Genomic DNA, 25,036 nt, shown 5'->3' with positions numbered 1-25,036 from the left:
AGCGAGGCTTAGCCGTTGAAGGTGACGCGGACGGCATGCAGCCGCTGCTGGGTATCGATCTTGGTGACGATGCGGTTGGCCGCAATGCCGTTTTCCACCAGCAGTTTCTTGACGGTTTCGGCACGGGCCTTGGCGGCGGCGGGGGCGTTACCCACTTCGCGGCGGTCGCAGTAGCCGGTGACGGTGATCTGTTTGGCGATGACCAGCGCAGGGGCCAGGGCGCGCACTTGTTGTTCGGTACTCGGGGTGAGCTTGGCGCTCATCTTGTCGAACGGCACCAGGGTGGGGTCGCTGACAACGCTCTTGTTGCCGGTGGTTTCCACCACTTTGGCGGTGGCCTGTTCCACACCGGTGGCCACTTTCACGACGATGGCCTTGCTTTCCTGTGCCTGTACAACGGCGGGATCGACGGGCGGGGTGACAGGTTTCTGGACGTTGGCACAGCCAGTCAGCAGCACGCTGCAGGCAGCCAGGGCAGTCAATTGGTAGAGCATGGGGGTACTCCTTACAAGGCCGGCACCGTGGCTGGGCCACGGCGCCGGCCGTCAATACGGCTTAGGCGATTACTTTGTTGGCAGTCAGGTCCCAACCGGCGCTGACGTTACCGCCACCGGCGCCGTCGGCACGTTTCTGCTGGGTGTAGGTCCACTTGATCTTGCCGTAGCTGAAGCTCACCTTCTCTGCCGGGAAGCCGGCGTCGTTGGCGGAGCCGCTCGGCTCAACCTTGGAGATCAGGACTTGTTCCATCTTGATTTCCATGTACTTCACCTTGTCACCGCCGGCGCGGCACAGCTCGATGGTGACATCCTTGATGTGCTTGCCGGTGCAGCACGCTTCGTAGATCTTCGGGCTGGCCTTGTCCAGGAAGTGGGCGATTTCGTACACGCCGTGGTTGACACGTTCGGCGGTGGCGCCGCCGGCGGAGCTGGCGGTAGCCTGGGCCGGCTGTTCGATCAGGTGGGAAAAGGATTGGATCTCGATCCAGTCCTTGTGCTGGTCATCGGTGCTTTCGCCAGGAATGCCGTCGATTTTCAGAAAGGCGTCAAATGCCATGAGGTTCTCCTTAGGATTTCAAAAAGGAAGCGGGGCTTCCTCAACACATGCCCGGGTCGCAGCGGCATGGAGTGCCGCCGCGGCGGGCGAAAGGCTTAGCCTGCCGGCTGCGGCAGCTCGGCAACCAAACGCAGGGAAATGGTGAGTTCGTCCAGCTGGAAGTGCGGGCGCAGGAAGGCTGCGGCGCGGTAGACGCCAGGCTTGCCCGGCACTTCCACCACGTCCACGCGGGCTTCGCGCAGCGGGTACTTGGCTTTGGCTTCCTGGCTGGCGGAGTCATCCAGCAGGACGTATTGCGCCAGCCAGGTGTTAAGGAAGTCCTGCACGTTCTGGCGCGAGGCAAAGCTGCCGATCTTGTCGCGCATGATGGATTTCATGTAATGCGCAATGCGGGATACCGCGAAGATGTAGGGCAGCTGGGTGGACAGGCGCGCGTTGGCGTTGGCCGCATCGGTGTTGTAGGTCTTGGCCTTCTGCACCGACTGGCCGCTGAAGAAGGCGGCGTAGTCGGTGTTCTTGCAGTGCACCAGCGAGATCAGGCCCAGGTCGGACAGCAGTTTCTCGGTGCGGTCGGTGATGGCCACTTCGGTAGGGCACTTCAGTGCCACTTCACCGTCGTCAGTCTTGAAGGTGTGAGCCGGCAGGCCTTCCACCAGGCCGCCGCCTTCCACGCCACGGATGGCGGCCAGCCAGCCGAATTGGGAGAAGGCTTCGGTGAGGCGGGCAGCGTAGGCGTAGGCGGCATTGGTCCACAGGTACTTGCCGTGGTGGCTGCCATCGACGTTTTCCTCGAAGTCGAAGGCTTCCACCGGCACGTTGTCGCGGCCGTAGGGCAAGCGGCCCAGCACGTGCGGCAGCACCATGCCCACGTAGCGGGAGTCTTCCGATTCGCGGAACGACTTCCACTTGGCGTATTCGACGGTGTCGAAGATCTTGGCCAGGTCGCGTGGCTTACCGATGTCGGTGAAGCTTTCCAGGCCGAACAGGCCGGCGCCGGCCGCGGTGATCAGCGGGGCATGCGCCGAAGCGGCAACGTGGGACAGTTCGTCCAGCAGGTAGAAGTCTTCCGGATGGCGGGTGAATTCGTAGTCACCCACCAGTGCGGCGTACGGGGCACCGCCGAAGGTGCCGTATTCTTCCTCATAGATCTTCTTGAACAGGGCGCTCTGGTCGAATTCCGGCGAGGCCTTGAAGTCCTTGACCAGGTCCTTCTTGCTGGCGTTGAGCACCTTGATCTTCAGCATGGTGCTGGTTTCCGACTCGGCCACCAGGTATTTCAGGCCGCGCCAGGAGGCTTCCAGTTTCTGGAACTCGGCGTGATGCATCACTTCGTTGAGCTGGGCGGACAGCAGGGCATCCAGCTCGGCGATGCGGGCGTCGATGCTGGCGGACAGGTCGCGCGATACCGTTACGCTGCCTTCCAGCACCTGGGCCACCAGCTCGCCGATCAGGTCGCGGGTGTGGCCTTTTTCGCTGTCGTTGGTGGCGATGCGGCTCTGCTCGATGATGCTGTCCAGCAGGCTGCCGGCGTCCAGCGCCGCAGGGTTGGCCGCAGCTTGCAGTTGTTGTGTGCTGCTCATGGTTTACTCCCCGGTTTTTTCGCTGTTGGCGGACTGGCTGATCTGGCGCAGCTTCTCGGTGTCGCGCACCACTTCATCCAGCAGCTCTTCCAGCTTGTCGTTGCCGGCCAGCTTGTTGCGCAGGTCGGCCAGGCGGGTGCGGGCGTCCAGCAGGCGCTTGAGCGGCTCGACCTGGGCCACCACGTTCTGCGGCTCGAAGTCGGCCAGCTGGTTGAAGTTCAGCTCCATGGCCAGCTGGCTGCCGTCTTCCTGCAGCTTGTTGTCCACCTTGATGGCCAGGCGCGGCGCCATGCCCTTGAGCACTTCGTCGAAGTTGTCGCGGTCGATCTGCACGAACTTGCGCTCTTTCATCTTGGGCAGCGGGTTCTTGCTGTGGCCGGAGTAGTCGCCCAGCACGCCCAGCACGAAGGGCAGTTCTTTGGTTTCGATGGCGTCGCCGATTTCGACGTCGTAGGTGATCTGCACGCGGGGCGGGCGAACCCGCGACAGTTTTTTCTGGGTGCTTTCTTTGCTCATGGTATGGCTCTCGAAAAAGACGGTCTGTCAGGGTTGAACGGTGTCAGGCGATGCTGCGGGCAAGGCTGGCGACCAGGTCGCGCAACTGCGCGAGGTTGAGGCCGGGGTCGTTCAGACGGCGGCCCAGGATGTAGCTGGCCTCGGCATAGGACTGGTGGCGGCGCCATGGCGCCTGTTCGTCGGCGATGTCCACTACGTAGCGCGCGTTCAGCGGCTCGCCCCAGCACTGCGCCACGATGTGCGCGTCCGGCGAGTGTGGCTGCAGTGCCAGGAAGCGGCCCTCCGGGCGGTTGATCAGCAGGCACTGCGCATCGTCGGCGTTCTGCGCGCCGGCGGCGGCCTGGTATAGCGATAGCCAGGTGGCTGCGGCCAACATGTCCTCGCCGTCGGCGGCTGGCAGTGGCAGCAGGTAGGTCTGCGCGCACAGGCTGTCGTGGAAGCGGCGCTGCATCTGGCTGTGGAAGATGAAGGCCAGCAGGGTGGCTTCCAGCGATTGCCCCTGCAGGCGGGCAAGCAGGCTGTCCAGTTGCTGTGCCGCGGTGGTGGCCAGGTGGTGGCCCAGCAGCTGCTCGGCCAGCGCCACGTCATCGCTGGAGGCGGCGCCGAACAGCGACTGCGCCTCCAGGAACTGGCGGCAGGCCAGCATTTCCACCGAGTTGTCGATGGCGCTGGTCAGTTGTTCCTTCAGGCCGGTGAAGAACAGCTCGCCGGCCAGCAGTAGTACCGCCAGTGGCGGCAGCGTCAGCGCGGCTGGCAGCTGGGTGGCGGCGATCAGCGGGAAATTGCGACCGCTTTCGTCGTGGCTGGGCTGGATCACGCCCAGCGACAGCCAGGCGCGGTCGCGGCTGCGCAGCACGAAGCAGGAGCCGGGCATGGCGCGGTAGCGGGCCACGGCATCGGCATCTGTCGACAGCAGGTTGATGCTGTCGGCCAGCAGCTGATCCAGCTGCGCCGCCGCCGGGTGAGTGGCGTTGATGCGGATGAAGTCGGCGCGCCGCGGCAGCTTGCCGAAGATGCAGTACGAGGCGGCGACTTCCTGGGGGCGTTTGAAAGTGAAGCTCAAGGCGTCATTCCCGGTTACAACGTCACGCGCTCGGGCAACGTCAGTTTGTTGAGGCGGGTCAGCTGCAGCGGGTTTACGCCGCTGAGTACCCGGAAGGTGATGCGTACGGTCTGGGCCTCGCCTTCCGCCTTGCGCAGCGGCCAGGCCAGCACGGTGCCGTCCGGCCCGTCCTGCACAACCTTGGCGCTGGCCAGCAGGCGCATCAGCCCCATGCCACCGGCGTAGTTGGCCACCACGCTGCTGGCGCCGTTGTAGCTGAGCACCTGGATACGTGCGCCCGAGCCCTGGCCGTTGCCGCTCCAGGTGAATGGCTGCCAGGCTTGTGGGCCATTGCGGTAGCGCAGCTCCTGGCCGTCGATGTCGAACACGATCTCGGACAGGCCGGGGGTGGGCTGCGGCTGCAGCTCGAAGCGCAGGCCGTCGCCATCCTGCAGCTGGCCGCTGGCCAGGGCGTTCAGGCTGCTGACGCTGCTGAGGAAGGCCGGGTTGAACTTGATGCCCAGTTCGCCCCAGGCGCGCGGCACCAGTTCATCACCGCGCTTTTGCACCAGGCCGGCCAGGTATTTGTTGATGAAGCGATCCAGCGTGCCGTCATTGGCTTTCAGGAAGCGGTTGATCTCGGCGATGGAGGCAGTGCTGCCGGAATCGCTGAACGGATACTTGGCCGCCAGCTGGCGCCACTGCGGCAGTACCTCGGCAGCCCAGGCCTGGTTGATGTCGGTGCTTACCGGGCCGAGCAGGGCGCTGTAGGCGCCGCTCAGCGGGCGTACCAGCATCGGGCGCACCATGCTGGCGGTGTCCGGCGTGCTTTGCGCCAGCAGCGCGTTGTCGACGTAGCCTATGCTGTCGGCCAGTTCGGAGCCGCTGTTGTTGAAAGTGGCCTGCAGCGTGGAGCGGGCCAGCGCGCCCGGCTCATCGGTGCTGGCAATGGCGCCGAGCTTGGCCTTGAGCTTGGCCAGCTGGTCGAGGTAGCCATTGAGCGGTGCATTGTCGCCCTTTACCAGCAGGGCTACGCCGGCGAACTGTTGCCCCACCTCGCCATACTGCTTGCCGTTGTTCTTGGTGTCAGTGCTGCCGCCGCCGGTGAGCAGGCTGGCGGTCTTCTCCAGTACCGATTGCTTGGCGTTTTCCAGCGAGCGGTTGAGTTCGGATGGGTTGTCCCAGGCGGTTTCGGTGGTGGCACGCGTCAGGATCAGCTTGATCGGCGAGCTTTCGCGGTCGGCCAGCCGGGTAATGGCCGAGGCGGCCTGCGCCGGGGAGGTGAAGTCGCGTACGGTGACGCCCTGCAGGAATTTCTTCCAGCTGGCGCTGTAGGCTGCGCGGTACATGGTTTCCAGCGCCGCGCGGTTCTTCTCGCCGTCGCCATCCTTGCCCAGATTGTCCTGGCTGCTGGCGGCCAGCACCCAGTCGTCGCTGCGAATCTCGCCCTTGCTGGCCTCGCTGATGGCGCCCTTGACGTACTGATCCCAGGCTTCGCGGGTAAAGGCGCCTTCCACCATCTGGCTGCCGGCCATGATGTCGAGGTCGCGGTTGTTCAGGATGCGGGCCACGGTCAGTGGGGCGTAGCGGGTGTTGGCGCGGGCTCGGATCTCGTTGAACACCCGTTCCTCTGCCGACATGCGCTTGAAGGAGCCGCGCAGCACGTCACGCGCCTGGGTGACCACGCGCAGGTTGGGCGAGATCAGTGGCAGGTCCGGCGACTTGATCTGGCTGATGTAGAACGCCAGCAGTTTTTCGGCTACCGCCATCACTTCGTCGTTGCTGTACTGACCACGCTGCGCTTCCAGGTAGGGGCGCCAGTAGCGCGGCAGCTGGTCAGCCAGATGGGCCGGCTCCATGCGTTGCGGCTGGTACAGCATCAGATAGGTTTTCAGCGCGTTGTAGCTGGCGTCCAGCTGCGGCGCTTTGGGGGCCGCAGCCGGCGCGGCAGTACCTTGCGGGTTGCTTGGCGTGCTGCTGCCGGCCGGCAGGTTGCGGCTGGCACCCATGGTGTCGGTTACCACTTGCTGCGCCTTGCTCTGCGCCGCCGCCGGGTTCCAGCTGGCCGGTCGCAGCGCGTAGCCATCTGCCTGCCAGCTGGTGGCTACCGGATGGGCTGCATGGCGCCACCAGGCAGCCTGGCGGGCGCTGTAATCGTTGGCCGCAAGCGCTACCGGGCGGGCGCGCAGGCCATCGTCCAGTGCGCCGATCTGGATGTCGGGCAAGGACTGGCCTGGTGCATGCGGACGCGGCTTGGTGCGTGGCTTGGCCGGTGTTGCGGCAGGTGGCGTGGCGGGCTTGGCTTTTACCGCAGGCGTTGGCGCTGCCGGTGCCGGGCTGGCTTGCGGGGTCTGATCCAGTGCCAGCAGCGTGGTTTCCAGGTTGCGCTGGATAGGGGCAAGCATTAGCGATTTGACGCCGGCGAAGTACTCGTTGCGCAGTGCGGTTTCCAGCTCGTTGCCCTGGTACAGGCCAACACCGATCTGCCACGGCGCACCGTTCTGGCGATAGGCTTGCAGCTGTTCCAGGCGGGTCTGCATCTGCTGTAGCGCGCGCAGGCGGTCATACAGCTGGCCCGAACCGGCCAGCTTGCGCGCATCGGCACGCTCCTTGCTGATTTCCGCCAGCAGCTGCTGGTTGCCGATGTAGGACCAGCTCCACAGCCCGGCCAGCGAACACAGGCTCAACACGCCCACTGCCATGGCCGCCAGGCGCCAGCGGCTGCCGCCGTGCGCGCTCTGGCGGGAAATCAGGTGCTGGTCCGGGAATAGCACCTTGCGGAACAGGTCGCCCAGGAAAAAGCTGTAGGACGCCGGTACCTGCTGCTTGTCGCGCTGCGACGGCGCCAGGTCGAACTGCCCCTGCACGCGGCCAGCGGCCACGATGCGCGGCGTGCCTTCCTGCAGGGCGCTGGTGAAGTAGAAACCACGCAGCAGCGGGCGGGCGTGGTAGGGGTCTTCCTCGTACAGCAGGGTGATGAACTTGGTCACCGCCTCTTTCAGGCCATGAAACTCGATGGGGAAGGCGAAGTGGGCCGGGCGTACCTGGTCGCCACGGTATTGCAGCAGTTTCTCCTCGCCCGCCTGCACCAGGCCGCGGTACAGCAGTTCAAACTGCTGGCTGGCCACGTTGCCGGCGTCGAAACCATTGCCCTGGTTGGCAGTGAGCGTGCTACCCCACACGCGGTCGCGTTCGGTTTCCGGCAAATCCTGGAAGAATTCGGAGAAACCGCCCAGCAAGTCCAGCTTGGTGAATACCAGGTAGATCGGCACGTGCAGGCCGAAGGTACTGCAGACTTCGTGGATACGCTCGCGCACCTGGCGTACGTAGAGGGCAAAGCCTTCGCTGTGATGCTGCGCCAGTTCCGGCAGGCTGATCGCCACCAGAATGCCGTTGACCGGCGCTTTCGGCCGGTGTTTTTTCAGCAGCTTGAGGAAGGCCAGCCACTCGCCGCGGTCCTCGCTCTGCGTGGCGTAGCGGCCGGCGGTATCGAGCAGCACGCCTTCGGTGGAGAAGAACCAGTCGCAGTTGCGGGTACCGCCCACGCCCTGGATACCGCTCTTGTCGCTGAACGGGAAGGTCAGGCCGGACTGCAGGATGGCGGAGCTTTTGCCGGCAGCCGGGTGGCCGATGATCATGTACCAGGGCAACTCGTACAGCGCCGCACCGCCACCGTTGTTGCCCAGCTTGGACTTTTTCAGCGTGTCGATGGCTCCCAGCAGGCGCTGGCGCAGCAGGGTGACCTCGGCGCGTTTTTCCGAGCCGGCGTGGATGACGGCATCGTCCGCCTGCTGGCGCAGCATTCTTTCCAGCAGGCCGCTGGCACGGCGGGCAAGCAGTTGGCCGATCAGCAGGCTGACCACCCACAGCAGCATGATGGCGATGATGCAGCCAAGACGCGCTTCCATCGTCGCCAGCCCCATCCATTCCCCGAGAAACCATACCAGCGCGATTACGATCAGAAACCCGATCGCCGACGCTATCTTGGCATGTTGACGCCAACCCTTTTTCACCACCGCGTTCACCTTCCTGTTGGTTTGTTGTTTGCCGACAGCAACTGCTTCAACGAGCCGCTGCGCTCGATGTGCCCGTAATCCTTGAAGCTCCAGTTGCCACCCCAGGTCAGCGAGGCGGCACCGGCTTCTTCTCCCAGCGCGACATAGGCCTGCATGGCCCACGGGTCGCGCTCCGAAATCACCACCTTGCCGTTGCGCACCGGTGCCAGATCCACCGCCAGACCGTACTGGTGTTTGCTCTGACCGCCCTTGGCCTTGGTGACCAGCGTGGCCTGTCCTGCCAACGCATCCTGCCGCGCCGCACTGCGGTAGCCCTCCAGCAGCGTCATGGGAAAGCCACGGGCTTCCATCTTGGCCATCACGCGAAGCACGGTTTGCACAAAGGCCGGGTCCAGCCTGCTCCAGTCACGGTCCGCCCCGCTCAGGCGCGGCTGCTCGTTGATGGCATCGCGGAAGGCTTCCGGCGGCAGTGGCGGAGGTGGCACCAGCTGCTCTTCCTGCAGCGTGAGCTTGATCCTGGAGCTGTGCGAGTATTCCTTGGGGATGAATTCTGACGATTCATGCCTGCTGCTTAAATGCAATGCCATTGCTACAGAAATTGCTGCCAAAGATAGCGATGCAAGTGGCATTCTTGCAATGACAAAGTACTTTTTTATGGTTTTTATTGACGTTTGATGAGTGCTGCCTGCCGGCTGTGGGGTGCTGGTGGCCGGGGCGGGCGGCACACTGCTCAGCACCGGCTGTCCATTGCTTGTATCGTCGGTTTTTACGATAGGCTCTTCAATTTCAAAGGAATTTCTTCTGAAATATCTAATGCCTATCCAGGCGATAAGGGCGACCAGCAATAGGCAGATGCCTGGTGCCAGGTATAGCGCCATAGTTGCAGACCACATTTTTTGCTCAACCTATAGCAATGACTTTGTAATGCAATTTTTGATTTTTAACATTTCTATAAAAATTACGATTTTTATCGTTCTTTGTAGAAAAAATGCTTTTCAATTATGATACGACTTTGGCATGTTTTCCAGAGGTGACCACTCAAATGCTGTTGCCCACCCTCCGCGGCCGCTTGCCTGGCTGGCTGCTGGCCGCCAGCTGTCTGCTGCCGCTTTTGCTGCTTGCCGGCTGTGCCGGCAATGCCCCGGTAATGGTTGGTGGCGAGGCGGCCGCCATGCTGAACAAGGACGTACATGGCAAGCCGCTATCCATGGTGGTGCGTGTCTATCAGCTGAAGTCGGACCAGGCCTTCAACCGCCTGACCATGGAAGCGCTGATGGCAGGCAAGTCGGACAAGGACCTGCTGGCGCCGGATCTGCTGTCCTCGCAGGAGATGACACTGCTGCCCGGTGCCAAGGCAGCGATAGGCGGGCTCACGGTGGCGCCGGAGGCCACCTATATCGGCCTGGTGGGCATGTTCCGCCAGCCGGATCGCCAGTTCTGGCGGCTGCTGTACAAGGCCGACGATGTGCGGCGCGTGGGTCTGTTGTTCCGTGCCGAGGATTGCTACCTGCGCGCACTGATACCGCCGGCCAGGCCGATGCCGGGCCAGCCGGCCACGCAGCAGGTGGATTGCCGCTAGGTGGAGTGCCACTTAGTCGTGGTGGATTGAATAGTTGGCCGCAAGGCCGTTGTGATGGATGTGACGATGCAAGCAGCCAAACGCGTACTGTGGGGCGAGGGGATGTTCCTGCGCCCGCAGCACTTTCAGCAGCAATCGCTGTTTCTTGAACAGGATGCCGTGCTGCGCCAGCAACTGCTGAGCCGGCATGCCTGGGGTGTGCAGCAACTGAGCCTGGATGAACAGGCGCTCAAGGGCGGCATGGTGCGCGTGGATGCGCTGGGCCTGCTGTTCCGTGATGGCAGCTGCTTCCAGGCGCCGCAGTCGGCGCCGCTGCCCTTGTCGCGGGATCTGGCTGCCGTGCCGCAGCTGGGTGTGACTACCACGCTGTATGCCTGCCTGGCCGATATGCAGCCCTACGGCGGCAACACCCGCAACGGCGAAGCGGCAGGACGGCCGTGCCGCTACCTGGGCGGCAGCAGCGAACTGGCCGACCTCTACACCCAGGCGCTGCCAGCCGATGTCGCCGTGCTGGAGCCGGACGTGCGGCTGATGTTCGAGGAAGAAAACCGCGACGGCTACGAAGCGATCGCGCTGTGTCGCTTGCAGAAGGACGCTACCGGCCAGTGGCAGCTGGCAGATGACTACCTGCCGCCACTGCTGGGCATTACCGCCGCCGGCAAGCTGCCGCAGTTGCTGCGCCGCCTGCTGGACATCCTGCTGGTGAAAAGCCAGGCGCTGGCCGGCGCGCAGCGCGAAAAGGCGCGCAGCGTGATGGAGTATGGCGCCAGCGATATTTCCGCGTTCTGGCTGCTGCATAGCGTCAACCGCAACTTCGCCCGCCTGCGTCACCTGTCGCTGAGCAGCCCGCTGCACCCGGAGGAGCTGTACATGGCGCTGGCCGAGTTCTGCGGCGAGTTGCAGACCTTCTCCACCCGTTACGCACTGGCTGACATCCCGGCCTATCAGCACGAAGACCTGCACCAGGTGTTCTCCACACTGGACCTGCAGATACGCGAGCTGCTGGAAACGGTGATATCGGCGCGCTACGCCGTCATCCCGCTGCATTCGCCCAAGGCGTCTTTTTTCATCGGCCGGCTGGAGAGCGACCGCTTCCTCGACAACGTCGATTTCTACCTGTCGGTGCAAAGCGAGCAGCCGGCGGCCCAGATCCTGGACAACGTGCCGCTCAAGTTCAAGATCGGCGCGCCGGACGACGTGGAAAAAATCCTCAACTCCGCCATGCGCGGCGTGGCACTGAGCCATGCCGCCCAGACCCCGTCCGCCATGCCGGTACGGGTGGGTAACCACTACTTTGCGTTGCAACCGCAGGGCGAGATTTTCGCCCGCATGCTGCAATCGCGCAGCATCTGCATCTATGTGCCGCAAACCCTGTCCGGGGTGAACCTGGAACTGATCGCCGTTTTCCGTTGAGGCCAACATGAGTCAAGCAGCCGCTACCCCCGCCGAGCAAACCGCCACCATCGCCGTCGCCGCCAGTGGCCCCAGCCTGCGTGAAATGCTGGAAGACGGCGTCTACCTGCTGTTCCTGCTGAAAGACGGCAACACGCCGGGCAGCAGCGTGGAATTCAACCGCCGTATCGACCAGTTCCTGCAGCAGTACGAACGCAATGCCCGCAACTTCGGCAAAACGCCGGATGCCATCGGCCAGGCCAAGTACGCCTTCTGTGCACTGCTGGACGAAATCGTGCTGGCGTCCGAATTCGCACTGCGCGACGAATGGGAGCGCATGCCGCTGCAACTGCGCCTGTTCGGCGAGCACCTGGCCGGTGAAGGCTTCTTCAATCGCCTGGAGCAACTACGGCTGGACCCTGCCAAGTACATTGAAGAGCTGGAGGTGTACTACACCTGCCTGTTGCTGGGCTTCCAGGGCCGCTACCTGCTGGAGGGCAGCGAAAAGCTGGGCTACCTCACCCACAAACTGGGGCAGGAGATCCAGCAGGTGCGCGGCGGCAAGGCTGACTTCGCCCCCAACTGGCAGCTGCCGCAGCGCTTCAAGGCCTTTGTGCGCCACGAACTGCCGCTGTGGCTGTACTTTGCACTGCTGGCACTGGCCGCCGCCGCCATCTGGGGCACCTACCACTGGCTGCTGGGCCGCCAGCTGCACACGCTGTTCGGCATCTAGACCATGCAGCACAACGGCCTGCGGCATACCCGCATCCTGCCATCGGTGCTGGACCGGCTACTGGACGACCAGCCCGACATCAGCCATGGCGCCGACCCGCTGCAGTACGAGCTGCCGCAGTTCCGCCGTGCGCTGGCGCGTGACCTGGAGTCGCTGCTTAACACCCGGGTAATGTCGCAGCCGGAGCTGTTCGACGCCCACACCCTGGCCAACGACAGCATGCTGCAATACGGCATCCCCGACCTCAGCGGCATCAGCCTGCTCAACCCGGACGACCGCGAGCTGCTGCGCGAACAACTGCGCCGCGCCATCGAAATCCACGAGCCTCGCCTGTCGCGGGTACGGGTGAACCTGGACGCGCCGCGCGAGCTGGAGCGGCACCTGCGCTTCCGGGTGGATGCGGTACTGAAAGTGCACCCGCACCGCCCGCCGGTGAGCTTTGACGCCACCCTGCAACTGTCTTCCAACGTTTACAAGGTGCAGGGCTGATGAACCTCCCCGACCTGCTCGCCAGCTTCGCGTCCGCCTTCAACCAGGACCAGCGCCTGCTCACCCTGCAGCTGGGTCATGACCAGAACGGGTTCCAGCGCTGGGGCCAGGCGCTGCTGCCGCTGACACTCAGCGGCGAGGAGGCGCTGGCCGGCGACTACCGCTTCCGCGTTGAGTGTCTGTCGCCGGACGACGGCATCGAACTGAAGACGCTGCTGGGCCTGCCGGTGCGCTTGGGCATCGCCGGTGCCGACGGCAGCGAGAGCCTGCGCTGTGGCGTGGTCAGCAGCGCCGAGGCGCTGGGCAGCGATGGCGGCTTCGCCAAGTACGCGCTCACCGTCGAACCGCCGTTCGCGCTGCTGCGCCTGCGGCAGACCTCGCGGGTGTTTCAGGATTTGTCGGTGGAGGCTATCGTGCGGCAGATCTTTGCCGAGCACGCGGCAATCAACCCGGTGTTCGCCGCCGGCCAGGCGCTGGACTTCGTACTGGCAGGCAGCCTGCCCAGCCGCAGCTACTGCCTGCAGTACCGCGAATCCGACCACGACTTCATCTGCCGCCTGCTGCGCGAGGAAGGCTTGAGCTGGCGCTACGCGCATCTGGACGGCGACACGCCGCAGGTCAAGCTGGTGGCCTTTGACGACCCGTATTCGTTGCCGGCGGCCAACCTCGAACGGGTGCGCTTCCATCGCAGCGATGCGACGGAAGAGGAAGACGGCCTCACCCGCTGGGACGGCGCCCGGCAGATCGTGCCCGGCAGTGTGGCGCTGGCGACGTTCGACTACCAGCCGGTGGCCACCGGCCACAGCGGTGACGAATCGGCGCTGGATCAGGGTCTGGACGGCAGCCGGCTGCAGAGCAGCTTGCAGCACTACGACGCCCCCGGCGCCTACTACGCCAGCGATGCCGAGCAGCTCAGCCACTACGCGCGGCTGCGGCAGCAGGCGCACGATGCGCAGGCCAAGACTTTCAGCGGCGGCGGCGCGGTGCGCGGCTTGGTGGCCGGGCAGTGGTTCCGCCTCGACGGCCACCCGGCACACGACGGCGACGGCGCCGAGCAGCGCGAATTCGTGCTCACCCGCCAGACGCTGACCGTACGCAACAACCTGCCGGCCGAGCTGGCGCGCAGCCTGCCCACCGCCTTGCGGCCAACGTTGGCCGCCAGCGGCGATGACAGCGACGCGCCGTTCCGCAGCGAGTTCGACGCCCAGCGCCGCGGCCTGCCGCTCACCCCGGCCTACGCCGACAGCGCCCACGCCAAACCCAGCGCCCGCGGTGCGCAGACCGCCACCGTGGTCGGCCCCGCCAACGAGGAAGTGCACACCGACGCCCACGGCCGCATCAAGGTGCAGTTCCACTGGCAGCGCCCAGATGAGCATCCGGAGATCGGCGCCAACCTCGACGACCGTTCCAGTTGCTGGCTGCGCGTCGCCATGCCCAGTGCCGGTGCCGCCTGGGGCCACCAGTTCATCCCGCGTATCGGCCAGGAAGTGCTGGTCGACTTCATCGAAGGCGACATCGACCGCCCGGTGATTACCGGCGTGCTGTACAACGGCAGCCACCCGCCGCCGGCGTTCAGCGGCGCCGGCAGCCTGCCAGGCAACAAGACGCTGTCCGGCATCAAATCCAAAGAACACCACGGCGGGCAGTACAACGAGCTGCTGTTCGACGACAGCCCGGGCGAAGTGCGGGCGAAACTCAGCAGCGAACACGGCCACACCCAGCTCAACCAGGGCTACCTCGCCTACCCGCGGCAGGACGGCAAAGCCACACCACGCGGCGACGGCTTCGAGCTGCGCACCGACCGGCACGGGGCGATCCGCGCCGCGCACGGCCTGCTGCTCAGCACCGAAGCGCAAGCCGGCGCCGGCGGCAAACAACTGGCACGCGACGGCGCGCAAAGCCAGCTCGACGCCGCGCTGGCCCTCGCGCAATCCCTCGCCGACACCGCCACGGCGCAGCTGGCTGACACCCTGGAAACCGGGCCGGAGGAAATCAAACCCGACAACGGCAAAGGGGCAAAGAAAACCGACGGCCACCTGCAACACCACGCCGCCGCCCTCAAGGCCTGGGAAGCCGGCAGCAATACCGATAAAGACGGCAAGACCGCCACCAAAGGCGAGGGATTGGCTCAAGCCGGCCAGCAGCCGCTAATGATCCTCAGCGCCCCGGCCGGCCTGGCCGCGACGACTGACAACGCCCTGACGTTGGCCGCAGGCACGAATATCGACCAAGTGGCGCAGCGCGATCTCAACCAGACCAGTGGCCGACGCTGGCTGCACAACGTCGGCCAGCACATCAGCCTGTTCGTGGCCGGGGTGAAAGACCGGGTCACGCTGAAGCTGATCGCCGCCAAGGGCAAGGTGCAGCTGCAGGCGCAGAGCGACGCGATGGAACTGACGGCGGATAAGGACGTAGCCATCAGCAGCCTGAGCGCCAGCCAGCTGTTCAACGGCAAGAAAGAGGTGCTGCTGACCTGCGGCGGCGCCTACATCCGCATCAAGGACGGCAAGATCGAACTGCACGCGCCGGGCAAGGTGAGCTTCAAAGGGGCGAGCCACGACTGGAGCGGGCCGGCGAGCACTAGTGTGCCATTCCCCTCTTTCAAACCACCGCAGCCTTGCAGCTTCCAGGCGGCTGATGCTGCTCATGCCGGGGCGGCCAGTACGCCGTACCCATTCTGATGGAGCCGCGAATGGACATGAGCCTGTCTGCGCTTCCGGCAGAGGTGTTTTCCTCTGGTGCTCAAGGCTGGTACTTGCTGCTGGATCGTACCCAGGGCAACCCGCTGGCGGCAGAGGAGGACGTGGTCGTACCGACTGCGGCGGCCATCGTGCTTGAGGATGCTTTTTTTGCCCATGAGCCGGAGCGCGCACCCCTGCTGATCGACTTGTCTATTTTGCCTGGCATGACGGCAGAGCAGAAGCACTTCTGGGCGCAGTTGGGGACGGATGGCATCCGCCAGTCCCTAAGCAAGGGGGGCAATGCCATGGTGGGGGGCTGGCTGTATTCGGCACAGCCTGCGGAGCAGGTGCAGCGTCACCTGCGCCGCCTGTTTGCGCAGCCTCACCCGGATGGCCAGATGCATCACCTGCGCTACTACGACCCACGGATAACCCGACTGCTGGATGACGGCCTGCCGGCGGGGCAGCGCAACCAGTTGCTAGGTCCGATTGACGCCTGGTGGTACGCGACCTTCCCTGGCGAGTACCGCTGCATGAGCGCCGACAGCCAATGGCCGCGGAGTAGTCATTTCGTGCTGACAGCCGAAGACTGGCAAGCGCTGGATCTGGCCGCGGCATATCACCAGCTAGTGCGATGCCTGGCTGGCCTGCATGAGCTGTATCCGGAGGCCGTGACATTGGATGGCTTGCCCGGTTTTGCCACGGTATGTGAACAGCTTCGTCAGGCCGCTGCGCAACCTTGGGTTGCCAGCCAGGACGACATGGTTGGGTGTGCCTTGCTCTGGCTGCTGTTGGGGCGGGATTGCAGTGAACGCTACCCGGAGGTGGCTGCAGAACTGCAGCAGTACCAGCAAGAGCGTTCCCCAACCCTGACCGAATGGCTGCTGTTTGCAGGGGCGGCGTTTTGGACCAAACCCATCCACTGGCCAGCTGCAGACAAGACAAGAGGAGTCATCGCGTGAGCGAGCCAACGCAGTGCAAAAACAAGTTCTGTGGCAAGAAGGGCCTACTGCTGCTGCCCTTGCGCTATGCCGTGGCCGCCAGCGATGCGGGGCACTCAGAGTTTGCTGAATTGAGCGGCAACCTGGGTAAGGGCGTGGCCGACAAGAAGCTGGGTACGGCCGCCTACACCGTGCGCATGCTGCGGTATGGCTACCTTTATGTCATGGCCAAGCGTAAAGGCAAGCTGAAGTGGGATAGCGCCTGGGCGGTGAACAGCCAGGGCTATATCGCCAGGATACCGCTGGGCGAAGTGGTGCCTCCGCCGGCGTTCAGCTGCAATCCGGAAACCCATGGTGTCAACGCATCGCTGATCAGCGTCGAAAAGGCGGAGGATGTTGCAGAGCTGAAAGTGCTGTTCCTGCCTGACCCGTTGACCAAGGCTGCTCTACTCAAAATCGAATCCGACAGCAAGCTGCACGGCATGCTGCAAAGCTTTCAGGCCAAGGCGGTAGCGCAGCCCCATGCCGTGACGCCGGCCGAGCTGGCGGGCACAGTGGCGGAATTTCGCTCGCTGCAAGGGGATGGCCGCAAGCTGGCGCCGCGCTTCAATGACCACTTGCATCCGTTCTTTGGGCAGGACGTCGACCTGGTAAAGAACCAGCCCTACCCCTACACCGGGCGCCTGAAAAACCTGCAAACGGAGTTGGTCAACAAGAAAGGGCTGGCCATTGTCCTGCACGACCCCTTGGGTATCGTCCAGGAGCTGAACAACTGGCGTAATGCTTCCATCAACCGGCTGAGCAAGCAGATGCAAGCTACAACGCCGTTTTATGGTACGTACCGCAACGAACAGCTGATGGCCGTCATTACCGGGGTGGACAAGGCCGAAGAGCAGATCAGGCAGGGGGCCATCAGCCAGCGCGAACCCAAGCTTGGTGTATCGCTAGATGATCTGGCCGCTGAGGCCAAAAAACACCCGTACAGCATGCCGGACCTGCGTGGCACGCCGCCGGATGCCATCTATAAAAACCGTGCCGAGTATGAGCGCAAGCGGGAAGAGTGGCGCAAACAGAACGGCAAACGCATTGGCGACGCCGCCTGGGCCAAATACGCCAAACGCCTGCTGCCCAAAACCATGTATCAGGGGGTGCAGCAGGGCTTCCAGCAGACGACGCAAGCCTGCGATGTGCTCAACGAGCAGCGTGCCCATGATCAGCTGCTATGGCTGCACGACGCGCTGCTGCACAACACGCTGGAACTCTATGACGACAATCACCTGGAAAGCGGTGTCGCCGGCTCTGGCCAGATCGGGATGTGCATCCATGGCATCAACAGCTGCCTGAGCGGGCAGGCGTGGCTTAGCCAACAGATGGATGCAACAAGCCTCAAGCCCGCTACCTTGCTGCTCAATAGCCTGCTGCTGAGCCAGAAAAAGGCCAAAGAAGAGTTTGTCGCGGCAGGCGGGTTGTCTGGCGGCATCGCGGATGCTGCCGGCAAATGGCAGGAAGCTTTGAAAGGGGTGAGCGACCTGTGGGCCAAAGTAAATGATCTGGCCAATGCCATCACCCTGAGTGGTCAGAATAATGGGGTGGTCAGTGTTTCTCATCTAGGCGGGATCAGCCTGCTCATGGTGCAGGGCGGGCATGCCCTGCTGGCCAATCTGCCGGGGGGCAAGTTTATCGACCGGCAAATAGCGCGCTCCAACGTGCTGCATGCACTGCTCAAATTGTCGCTGGGCAAGATTGTGAGCAAGGAGCTGGAGGCAGCCTACCCCTCGCCGCAGGCTTTCAACAGTAAAACATATGCAGTCAGCAAAGCCACGCGCAATCAGATCAACAAGCTGCTTACCGATGCCAGCAAGGGTAATGACTTTAATGGGCTGCGTTTTGGCGCTGTGGTGGCGGTACTGGAAATGGCCAACGTGCTCTTGAAAAGCAACTCCCTGAAAGACTCGCCCGGTCAGAAAGCCGCATGGGAGCTCACAGCCGCCAGTCTCGGCATGGGGGCGGTGCTGCTGGAGTTGACCGGTGGGGTTTGCGAGCGGATGGCAAAAAGCGGCAATAACACGCTGGTCAGCGGCAGCCATGTCGGGCTCGGGGCACTCAAGCTCAGTGCCGGGGCACTGGGGGCGGTTGGGGGGATTATTGGTGCCGTGGTGGACTTTGATAGTGCGGCGGATGATATGGCAAAGGCAGGTGGGCGAAGGACTACCTTATCCCGCGCTTATCAACTGAGAGGGATCGTTTCTATCTCCGGCGCTCTGGTCGGTGCGGGCATTGCCATCGGGGCGGCGGGGCCATTTTTTGAATGGTTACTGGTCAGAAGTAAGGGTGAATTTGCAAAGGTCATTCTGACTGGGGCAACCGAGGTAAGTGCATTTTTAGCTACAGAGCGTATTGCATTGTTGCTATTGCGTGGCGCTCGTTTATTCACTGTTGCCGGTATTGGATTGACGATTGCCATTTGGATGTTCAGTGATGATGCGTTGGAAAGCTGGTGCGACAAATCTTGTTTGCGCAAGGATCGAAGCACTGCCGGGTTTGGCATAGGCAAAGAAGAAATGGCAGCCTTGGATGCTGCAGTGCTGGAGGTAAGCTGAAATGTACTATTTGGAATGGACGGTGGCTTTGAATCGTATGCGCCATAAGCCAGGCTCATGGCAGGATAAATTTCAGAAAAATGTTGCTGATAAGCTTGCTGCTAATAAAAAGAAAAGCCTTGCTAGCAGAGTCAGTTCCGGCGGTGATGTCAAGGATGTGGATATCCACGAGAGCCGAGCAGAAAAGGTGGACGACAATTACGCTATCTACTGTAAGACAGTGAGTTATCTGGATATCTGTACTTACAATGATGACAAGCGCGGTCTATTGACGATGGTGATGGGGGCATTGTTGTATGGCTTGATCCCTTGGTGGTATGGCGATATTTTGCAATGGCACTCCATTCTCACTACTGGGCAAGCACCGAATGGTGATCCACTAGATGTGGAATATGCTTTCGTGATGATGATTGGTCTCGTCATCTTATTACCACTCACCTATGTTTTTTTTCGCTATCTAGCCAAAATCTGGCGCCTTGAAGCTTTCACCATGCGCCGGCTTGTGGTGCGTTTCAATCGCGAGACCCGGCAAATGTATTTCCTGCGGCCAACCTTTCTGGGGGGCGTGACTGCGTATAACTGGGACGAGATCGATGCGGCACTGCCAAAGGACATGCCCAACCACGAAGGCGTGGGAGGGATGTTGGTTATCGGGGCTATCACCAGAGATGGCGTGAACCCGCATAGCCAAATTACTGCGGATGGCGCTTTCGTCGGCAACGCCTGCCGTGACTACCAGCATCTGCTGTCGTTCTGGGAGTACATCCGCCGCTTCATGGAAGATGGCCCGGATGCGGTGCCGGAGCCCCGCCGCCGGCGTAGCAAGTGGCCCAACCCGCTGGCCAGCATGTGGACGGTGTCGCGGCTTAGTCTACCCGGCGGTTTCGATTTGGGGCGCAGCTTCCTGTGGCTGCGACTGGTGCTGACCCCGGTGTTTGTCATCTGGGGGCTGGGTCACTACGCCTCCTTGCTGCTGTGCTACGAGCCGCGTTTCCCCAAGGCCATTCGTGCCGCCAGTCATGAATCCGAAGCCCGTTCCCTGCTGGCGCTGCTGGGCTACAACCTGCTGCCGCCGCTGTATACCGCGGCAGGGCTGTGGCTGTACTACGCCTGGCAGCATGGCCTGGACTGGCGCCTGCCGTTGCAACAGTTGGGGCGGCTGTCAGCATGACCAGGCGAGTCACTTCTTTGTTTCTGCAATAAATAAATTGAATATTCAAGGAGGGGAAATTGGCTGAGAGTATTGGTTTTCTTGAATGGTTATTGAGTTCCGGGCTCATCTCCCAGGATGATTTTGAACGGGTAAAAGAGGCGCTGCAGTCTCCAGATAGTGAAAATATTGTTTTTAGAAATGATGGGGAAATGCTGTATTGGATGCGGCAAAAAGGGTTGCTTGATGAGAAAATTTTGGCGTCAATCAATGAGCAGTCAAGGGAACCTACGAAGCAAGGGGAGCATGCTCGCTGTATTGTGCAAGATTATGATAAGGCGAAGAGTGAAGCTGATCGGTTCATCATTTTTTGGATAAAGTTGGGGCTTAGTATTGGTTTGGGAGTGCCGCTAATTCTGGTTGCAGTTGGATTTTCCTGGAGCTATTGGAAGGATTCTCGGCCGCTGACATGTGATGATACTCGTGTGGTGGATTTGATTTCCGGTAGCATGAAAATGAAATATATCTCACAACAAATTTTGAGATCCGGAAGTGAAAATATAAATACTGCAAATAATTTCGGTGTGAAGGTTGTCAAAGAACTTGGCTATGTAAAAAATGAGCGAGCCACGGGGTGTATTGGAAAATTGGTAACGAATGATGGAGCAATAGATGTTGCATATGAAGTTAGCCGAGATGATGCGAATTTTTATGTGCACCCAGCTAGCGAAGAATATCTAATTGAGAAATATAAAAGATTGAATGAAGATGGGGTTCTGCCTGTTTATGTCTCGCCGGCGGGAGTGGCGGACATCAAGGCTGTAATTTTGAAGGAAGTTGATAATTTTGAAGTGCCAGTTATTCAGGCTCTGGTTGGAAATACTAATGATGATGTCTCTGCAGTTCGCGATATCCTTTTGAAGAAGGATTGTTCTCGGCAGGGAGATCAATGGACTTGTGATGTGCTGTTTGACTACCGTGACCCCATGCTGGCTTTGGTAAAAGGAGGCGGGTGGAATGTGGTGCACGCTAAACTCGATTTTGTTCGGCAGGGAAAGAGCTTGATTGCTGCTGCTGCTTTCCGGGAACAGCTGATAAAAGCGGTTGCTGTCGCTAGAATTGCTGCGATGAAAAGCAAATTGTAATTAATGGGTGAGTTATTTAATGGACGCCATTTTGAGAATTCATGCTTTCATCGCAATGAGGCGAATGCGCTACTTACGAAAAAATCCTCAACGTGTAGTGCCGGGTTTTTTATCAGCGCCCAGTTTTGCTGGGGAGCCGTGGATTTTCTAGGCATTCTAGTGTGCCGCAAGTTATTTGATTATGCGGCTTGTATTGGCACTTACATTGTGCGGCCAGATAAGGCTGATTGACATGCTCGAATCCCTCCTCCCCTATTACGAACGCGAGCTCGGCCATCTGCGCGAGCTGTCGGGCGAGTTCGCCCGCCGTTACCACAAGATCGCCGGCCGCTTGCAGCTGGAAGGCGATCAGTGTGAAGACCCGCATACCGAGCGGCTGATCGAGGCGTTCACCTTTCTGACGGCGCGGGTGCACAAGAAGCTGGATGACGACTTCATCGAGGTGGCCACCAGCTTTCTGGACGTGATGTACCCGCACTGCCTGCAGCCGATGCTGGAGGCCACCGTGGTGCAGTTCGAGTGTGATGCGCAGCGGCTAGAGGTCGGCAAGTGCTACCGCAGCAGGTTGCGTACGCAGATTAGCTTTTTAGATACTCGTGAAGGAAATAAAAATGAATAGATGGTTAGCTTGGCTATGTTTTGCCTTGAATATACTCATTATAAATCTGGCAATTGCAGATGACGTGACGCTTAGTCAACTCGCGGGTAGATATGTAATGTCTGACCGTAGTTGGGTGCCAAGTAGTTTGATTTTGTCGCCGGCTGGTAAATTTACGTGGTATATGCAGAGTGATGGTGACCATTGGGTGAATGGTGCCTGGAGCGTGAAAGAGGGAAATGTTCTTTTACGAGCGGATGAGTATAAGGGAAAGGCTGTTTATAAAAATATTGCACCTAACCGCGTTCCAGCAACTCCTCGGCAAGATGGTGGGCATACTCTTGCTGTGTATGTTGTGGGTGTTGGTAGTGAAGGTATAGAGAATAGCGAAGTTTTATTTGAGAGCGATAAGGGGCTGCGGCAGACGTCAAAAAAAACCAAGCTGCCTGGTTTTTTTGTGGCGGAGCTGCCTGAAGATTGGGGGGTATGGCATCGCGTTGGATTGCGCCAGGGAGGGTCTGAGCAGACCTGGCAGTGGTTTACGGTCAGTGATGTGGGTCGGACTATCAATATTATGAGTTTCAGATTGGTAAATGCAAACTTGGTAGCCCCGGTTTTTCGTGAATCCAAGTTGAAGCTAGTAGAGGGCGGCAATCTGGAAATGTTGCAACCGAATATGGATTTGCCGATTTCTAGATATGAGACGCTGACATATCGCAGAGAGAGTAAACATCTAAGTGAGCAGCAGCTTGTTGGGCGCTATAAGGCGGTGGATTTTTCCTATGAGCCAGAATTGGTATTGAATGAGGATCATACAGCCACGTGGAAAACCATGAATCGGGACAAGTACATCCTAGAGGGGGTGTGGAGTGTTGATAATGGTTTCTTGCGAATGAAGAATCACATGCCTAGTGAAGTGCCTGTTTATCATGTAATGGCTAAAGAAGAGCTTAATGTTGTAAAGCAGGCGCTACCTGACGAGTTGATAGCGGTTGTCGGTATTCCAGGGATTGGCGGGGCGGATGGTATAGAGACCAAGTTTGAAGTAAATGGAAAGGTTGTAGGTAGTGCAGTAAGCGATAGAACCGGTGATGCCATCCTGAAATGGAAAGGAAATACCGCCAAGTGGTCACGGGTGGCGGTGCGACGTGCAAAGAGTCGCGATCCTTGGGTTTGGTTGGAGGTGCCCATCGAGCGGCGGCAGGATCGTATCATGGGTATTGCCATTAATGACAGGGGACTGACTAAACCAATGGTGCCTGAGCTGATTTTTGGGCAGGCAGAAGATGGTACATTAATAGCTCGGGAGCCACTAACAATGGAAGTGGTGCAATATGAAAAAGTGGCTAATTGAACCTAATAATGTGATTTTGTAATGAGATGCGAACACTAATTTAGTGGCCGGTTATTTGGTTAAGAATTGATAAGATATTATTTGTTGGGCGATTAGATGCTCGAATTCCTCCTCCCCTATTACGAACGCGAGCTCGGCCATCTGCGCGAGCTGTCGGGCGAGTTCGCCCGCCGTTACCCCAAGATCGCCGGCCAGCTTGCAGCTGGAAGGCGACCAGTGTGAAGACCCGCATACCGAGCGGCTGATCTAAGCGTTTGGCTTTCTGACGGTGCGCAGGCACTAGTACTGGCTATCCAGGAGGAACTGCAAGTTTCGTAGCGTCTACCAATGCAGCCACCATATGCGTAGAGAATATCTGTTTGTGGTGCAGGTGCTGGGGTATGGCTCTTGGGTTGGAAACGAAATGCTTTGTTGAGATATAGGTCAGATATGGGAAAGTCATTCTTGTATTATTTTTCTTTGGCTTTATCGCTGCTTTGGTGGGTTGCAAATTCTAGTGCAGCTGAAGTAGACGATCAGTTTTTAACGGGAGTGTATTTTGGGATTGACAATACATTTCCAGCGCGACTTGAGTTGACGCCAGATCATAAATTTGCATGGAGTTTATATAGGGATGGAGAGTATCAGGCAAAAGGGACTTGGGCATGGGATGGGGCCAAGATAACTTTATTAACAGTCCCGGAAGGCAAGGAATTAAATATGGAAAAATTGCCTCCTGGAGTGAATAATATTGGTGCGCACTGGGATGGAATAGATGTGTGCCTGCATTCTCAAGGGCGTAGATACTATGACTATGGACCAGGTGGTGTAGAAATTGCCTTGGAAAATAAGCGTAAAGAAAAAATTGCGCCATCAAAATATAAAGAATTCTCTGATCTTATTTGCGTGCAGTTCTCTTTTGGTGGAAATAGAAAAACAGAGGGTGGTGAAGAGGGTAGTGAGGAAGATGGTGTTCCGACTGCGATTCTTAAAGAATGGTCTTATGTTGCTGTGAGACCACGTGGCGAGAGTAACTGGAAAAGATACCCTGTTAGCTATACGGAGAGAAAAAAACGGGTGGTAAGTTTCCAGGTAATAGATTCGAGTTCAACTCCGGCTCCATTCGAAAAAGCCGACTTGACTATTTCTGGCGATGTACTGGCTATGGATGTAGGAATGCTTTCAGGTAAATATCGCAAGATTACAGGCGGTAGTTTTGTAACAAAAATTGATGGGAAATATGAAAATGAATGGGGTCGACTAGATATCCATGGCAATGGAAAGTATGAATGGTATTGGAATGTGCCATGTTGTTTTACTAAAACCATTAAAGGGCGATGGAGCGAAGAGGCCGGCTTCTTAATTTTGCAAGGCGATAGGGATTTTTATAGTGGGGGATACAAGCTGCTAAATTCAATGGGGCTAAAGAAAATTGGAGTTTATCCAAGGGAGCTTGAGGCAGAGAGTAGCAGGAAAAAGACGTACACCGCCATGGTTGCTAGTGTCGTGAAAAACGGTAATATAAAAAAAACTTTCCTAGTAGATATGTCAGGGTATGAAGTAAATTTTCTTGATGTAAACGGAAAAAGTTTAGGGGTTGCTGTCTCGGAGATTATGGATGGGGCAAGCATATACAGAAAAAATTATGCGGGGAAATTGTATAAAATTGCCGTGCGTCAATTTGATGTAGGGGCGCCCTGGAGGTTTGTGGAAATTCCCCGAAATCTAAGAAATAGTTCTTTGATTATTGTCTCTCCAGACGGAAATGCTATGACGCCTGTGCCATGGTTTAATAGAAATATTGCGAATATTAATCCTGATGGAGGTGTTACGATACGTAATCCAATCGGCAGTCAAGGACTTATTACCTATAAGAAGATAGAGTGATCTATTCATGTGTTGCAATAGTGAGTGACAGCTGTGCTGCGGTGGCTGCCGCTGTGCTGAATATAATTGAAATTTTGGAAGATAAAATGGTTGGTAAAATATTGGTGAGAATGGTGATGTGGTCATAACGTGAAGGGCGTGCTGCCGGATGTTGGTAGCGATAGTTTTAGTGAAAGTAATTTTTGATGCTTTGGTGAGTTAGTGCTCTGTAAGGTTTTATGTCGGGAGGCCTCGGTTGTTAGTGTTAATAATGGCGGCGGTTTATTTGTGAAAGTGCGATTCTTTATGGTTGCCATCGATG

20 protein-coding genes are annotated in these 25,036 nt (G+C 59.4%); 13 read left to right on the top strand and 7 right to left on the bottom strand.

The window, feature by feature from the left end:
- Positions 1–8 precede the first annotated feature (8 nt).
- The 7 genes from PSELUDRAFT_RS02640 to PSELUDRAFT_RS02610 all read right to left on the bottom strand — a co-directional run bounded on the left by PSELUDRAFT_RS02640 (position 9) and on the right by PSELUDRAFT_RS02610 (position 9,085).
- On the bottom strand, positions 9–494 hold the full coding sequence (locus tag PSELUDRAFT_RS02640) for an OmpA family protein (RefSeq protein WP_088965379.1): 486 nt from the start codon (positions 492–494) through the stop codon (positions 9–11).
- A gap of 61 nt (positions 495–555) precedes the next feature.
- Complete coding sequence (locus tag PSELUDRAFT_RS02635; RefSeq protein ID WP_088965378.1) at positions 556–1,053, bottom strand: type VI secretion system tube protein Hcp; 498 nt, start codon at positions 1,051–1,053, stop codon at positions 556–558.
- Between the two features lie 95 nt (positions 1,054–1,148).
- Complete coding sequence (gene tssC, locus PSELUDRAFT_RS02630) at positions 1,149–2,633, bottom strand: type VI secretion system contractile sheath large subunit (RefSeq protein ID WP_088965377.1); 1,485 nt, start codon at positions 2,631–2,633, stop codon at positions 1,149–1,151.
- A 3-nt stretch (positions 2,634–2,636) separates the two neighbouring features.
- Complete coding sequence (gene tssB, locus PSELUDRAFT_RS02625) at positions 2,637–3,149, bottom strand: type VI secretion system contractile sheath small subunit (RefSeq protein ID WP_088965376.1); 513 nt, start codon at positions 3,147–3,149, stop codon at positions 2,637–2,639.
- A gap of 43 nt (positions 3,150–3,192) precedes the next feature.
- Complete coding sequence (gene tagF / locus PSELUDRAFT_RS02620) at positions 3,193–4,212, bottom strand: type VI secretion system-associated protein TagF (protein WP_088965375.1); 1,020 nt, start codon at positions 4,210–4,212, stop codon at positions 3,193–3,195.
- A 14-nt stretch (positions 4,213–4,226) separates the two neighbouring features.
- A complete protein-coding gene (tssM, locus tag PSELUDRAFT_RS02615) occupies positions 4,227–8,204 on the bottom strand; it encodes a type VI secretion system membrane subunit TssM (protein ID WP_231895291.1) in 3,978 nt (1,325 codons plus the stop codon).
- Positions 8,205–8,212: 8 nt separating this feature from the next.
- Positions 8,213–9,085 (bottom strand): M15 family metallopeptidase, encoded by an 873-nt coding sequence (locus PSELUDRAFT_RS02610; protein WP_231895290.1) that lies wholly within the window; start codon positions 9,083–9,085, stop codon positions 8,213–8,215.
- A gap of 164 nt (positions 9,086–9,249) precedes the next feature.
- On the opposite strand from PSELUDRAFT_RS02610, the gene tssJ reads away from it, so the two are divergent.
- The 13 genes from tssJ to PSELUDRAFT_RS19165 all read left to right on the top strand — a co-directional run bounded on the left by tssJ (position 9,250) and on the right by PSELUDRAFT_RS19165 (position 24,735).
- Complete coding sequence (gene tssJ, locus PSELUDRAFT_RS02605; RefSeq protein ID WP_088965373.1) at positions 9,250–9,786, top strand: type VI secretion system lipoprotein TssJ; 537 nt, start codon at positions 9,250–9,252, stop codon at positions 9,784–9,786.
- Positions 9,787–9,852: 66 nt separating this feature from the next.
- Positions 9,853–11,199 carry a type VI secretion system baseplate subunit TssK gene (tssK, locus tag PSELUDRAFT_RS02600; protein WP_088968360.1) on the top strand — a complete coding sequence of 449 codons (1,347 nt, stop codon included), beginning with the start codon at positions 9,853–9,855 and terminating at the stop codon, positions 11,197–11,199.
- Positions 11,200–11,206: 7 nt separating this feature from the next.
- Entirely contained in the window at positions 11,207–11,911 is a 705-nt protein-coding gene (gene icmH / locus PSELUDRAFT_RS02595) for a type IVB secretion system protein IcmH/DotU (protein ID WP_088965372.1), read from the top strand.
- 3 nt (positions 11,912–11,914) lie between these two features.
- On the top strand, positions 11,915–12,400 hold the full coding sequence (tssE, locus tag PSELUDRAFT_RS02590; RefSeq protein ID WP_088965371.1) for a type VI secretion system baseplate subunit TssE: 486 nt from the start codon (positions 11,915–11,917) through the stop codon (positions 12,398–12,400).
- Positions 12,400–15,081 (top strand): type VI secretion system Vgr family protein, encoded by a 2,682-nt coding sequence (locus PSELUDRAFT_RS02585; protein ID WP_088965370.1) that lies wholly within the window; start codon positions 12,400–12,402, stop codon positions 15,079–15,081. Before tssE ends, PSELUDRAFT_RS02585 begins: the two co-directional genes overlap by 1 nt.
- 11 nt (positions 15,082–15,092) lie before the next feature.
- The gene (locus PSELUDRAFT_RS02580; protein WP_231895289.1) at positions 15,093–16,043 is read left to right on the top strand and encodes a DUF4123 domain-containing protein; all 951 of its coding nucleotides are present in this window, start codon (positions 15,093–15,095) and stop codon (positions 16,041–16,043) included.
- Positions 16,040–18,622, top strand: a complete 2,583-nt coding sequence (locus PSELUDRAFT_RS02575) for a T6SS effector BTH_I2691 family protein (RefSeq protein WP_088965368.1) — start codon at positions 16,040–16,042, stop codon at positions 18,620–18,622. Before PSELUDRAFT_RS02580 ends, PSELUDRAFT_RS02575 begins: the two co-directional genes overlap by 4 nt.
- Position 18,623: 1 nt before the next feature.
- Positions 18,624–19,793, top strand: a complete 1,170-nt coding sequence (locus PSELUDRAFT_RS02570; RefSeq protein WP_088965367.1) for a DUF6708 domain-containing protein — start codon at positions 18,624–18,626, stop codon at positions 19,791–19,793.
- A gap of 59 nt (positions 19,794–19,852) precedes the next feature.
- A complete protein-coding gene (locus tag PSELUDRAFT_RS19180; RefSeq protein WP_157724995.1) occupies positions 19,853–20,917 on the top strand; it encodes a hypothetical protein in 1,065 nt (354 codons plus the stop codon).
- 232 nt (positions 20,918–21,149) lie between these two features.
- On the top strand, positions 21,150–21,536 hold the full coding sequence (locus tag PSELUDRAFT_RS02560; protein WP_231895288.1) for a type VI secretion system baseplate subunit TssF: 387 nt from the start codon (positions 21,150–21,152) through the stop codon (positions 21,534–21,536).
- On the top strand, positions 21,529–22,869 hold the full coding sequence (locus tag PSELUDRAFT_RS19175) for a hypothetical protein (protein ID WP_157724994.1): 1,341 nt from the start codon (positions 21,529–21,531) through the stop codon (positions 22,867–22,869). Before PSELUDRAFT_RS02560 ends, PSELUDRAFT_RS19175 begins: the two co-directional genes overlap by 8 nt.
- 96 nt (positions 22,870–22,965) lie before the next feature.
- Positions 22,966–23,091 carry a type VI secretion system baseplate subunit TssF gene (locus PSELUDRAFT_RS19170; RefSeq protein WP_197693926.1) on the top strand — a complete coding sequence of 42 codons (126 nt, stop codon included), beginning with the start codon at positions 22,966–22,968 and terminating at the stop codon, positions 23,089–23,091.
- Positions 23,092–23,298: 207 nt separating this feature from the next.
- Positions 23,299–24,735: a hypothetical protein gene (locus PSELUDRAFT_RS19165; protein ID WP_157724993.1), complete on the top strand. Its 1,437-nt coding sequence runs from the start codon at positions 23,299–23,301 to the stop codon at positions 24,733–24,735.
- Positions 24,736–25,036: the final 301 nt, after the last annotated feature.

The organism is Vogesella sp. LIG4, from assembly GCF_900090205.1.
Taxonomy (GTDB): Bacteria; Pseudomonadota; Gammaproteobacteria; order Burkholderiales; family Chromobacteriaceae; genus Vogesella.
Note: the sequence above shows the minus strand (reverse complement) of the source record. Positions and strands in the feature narration are given on the sequence as shown.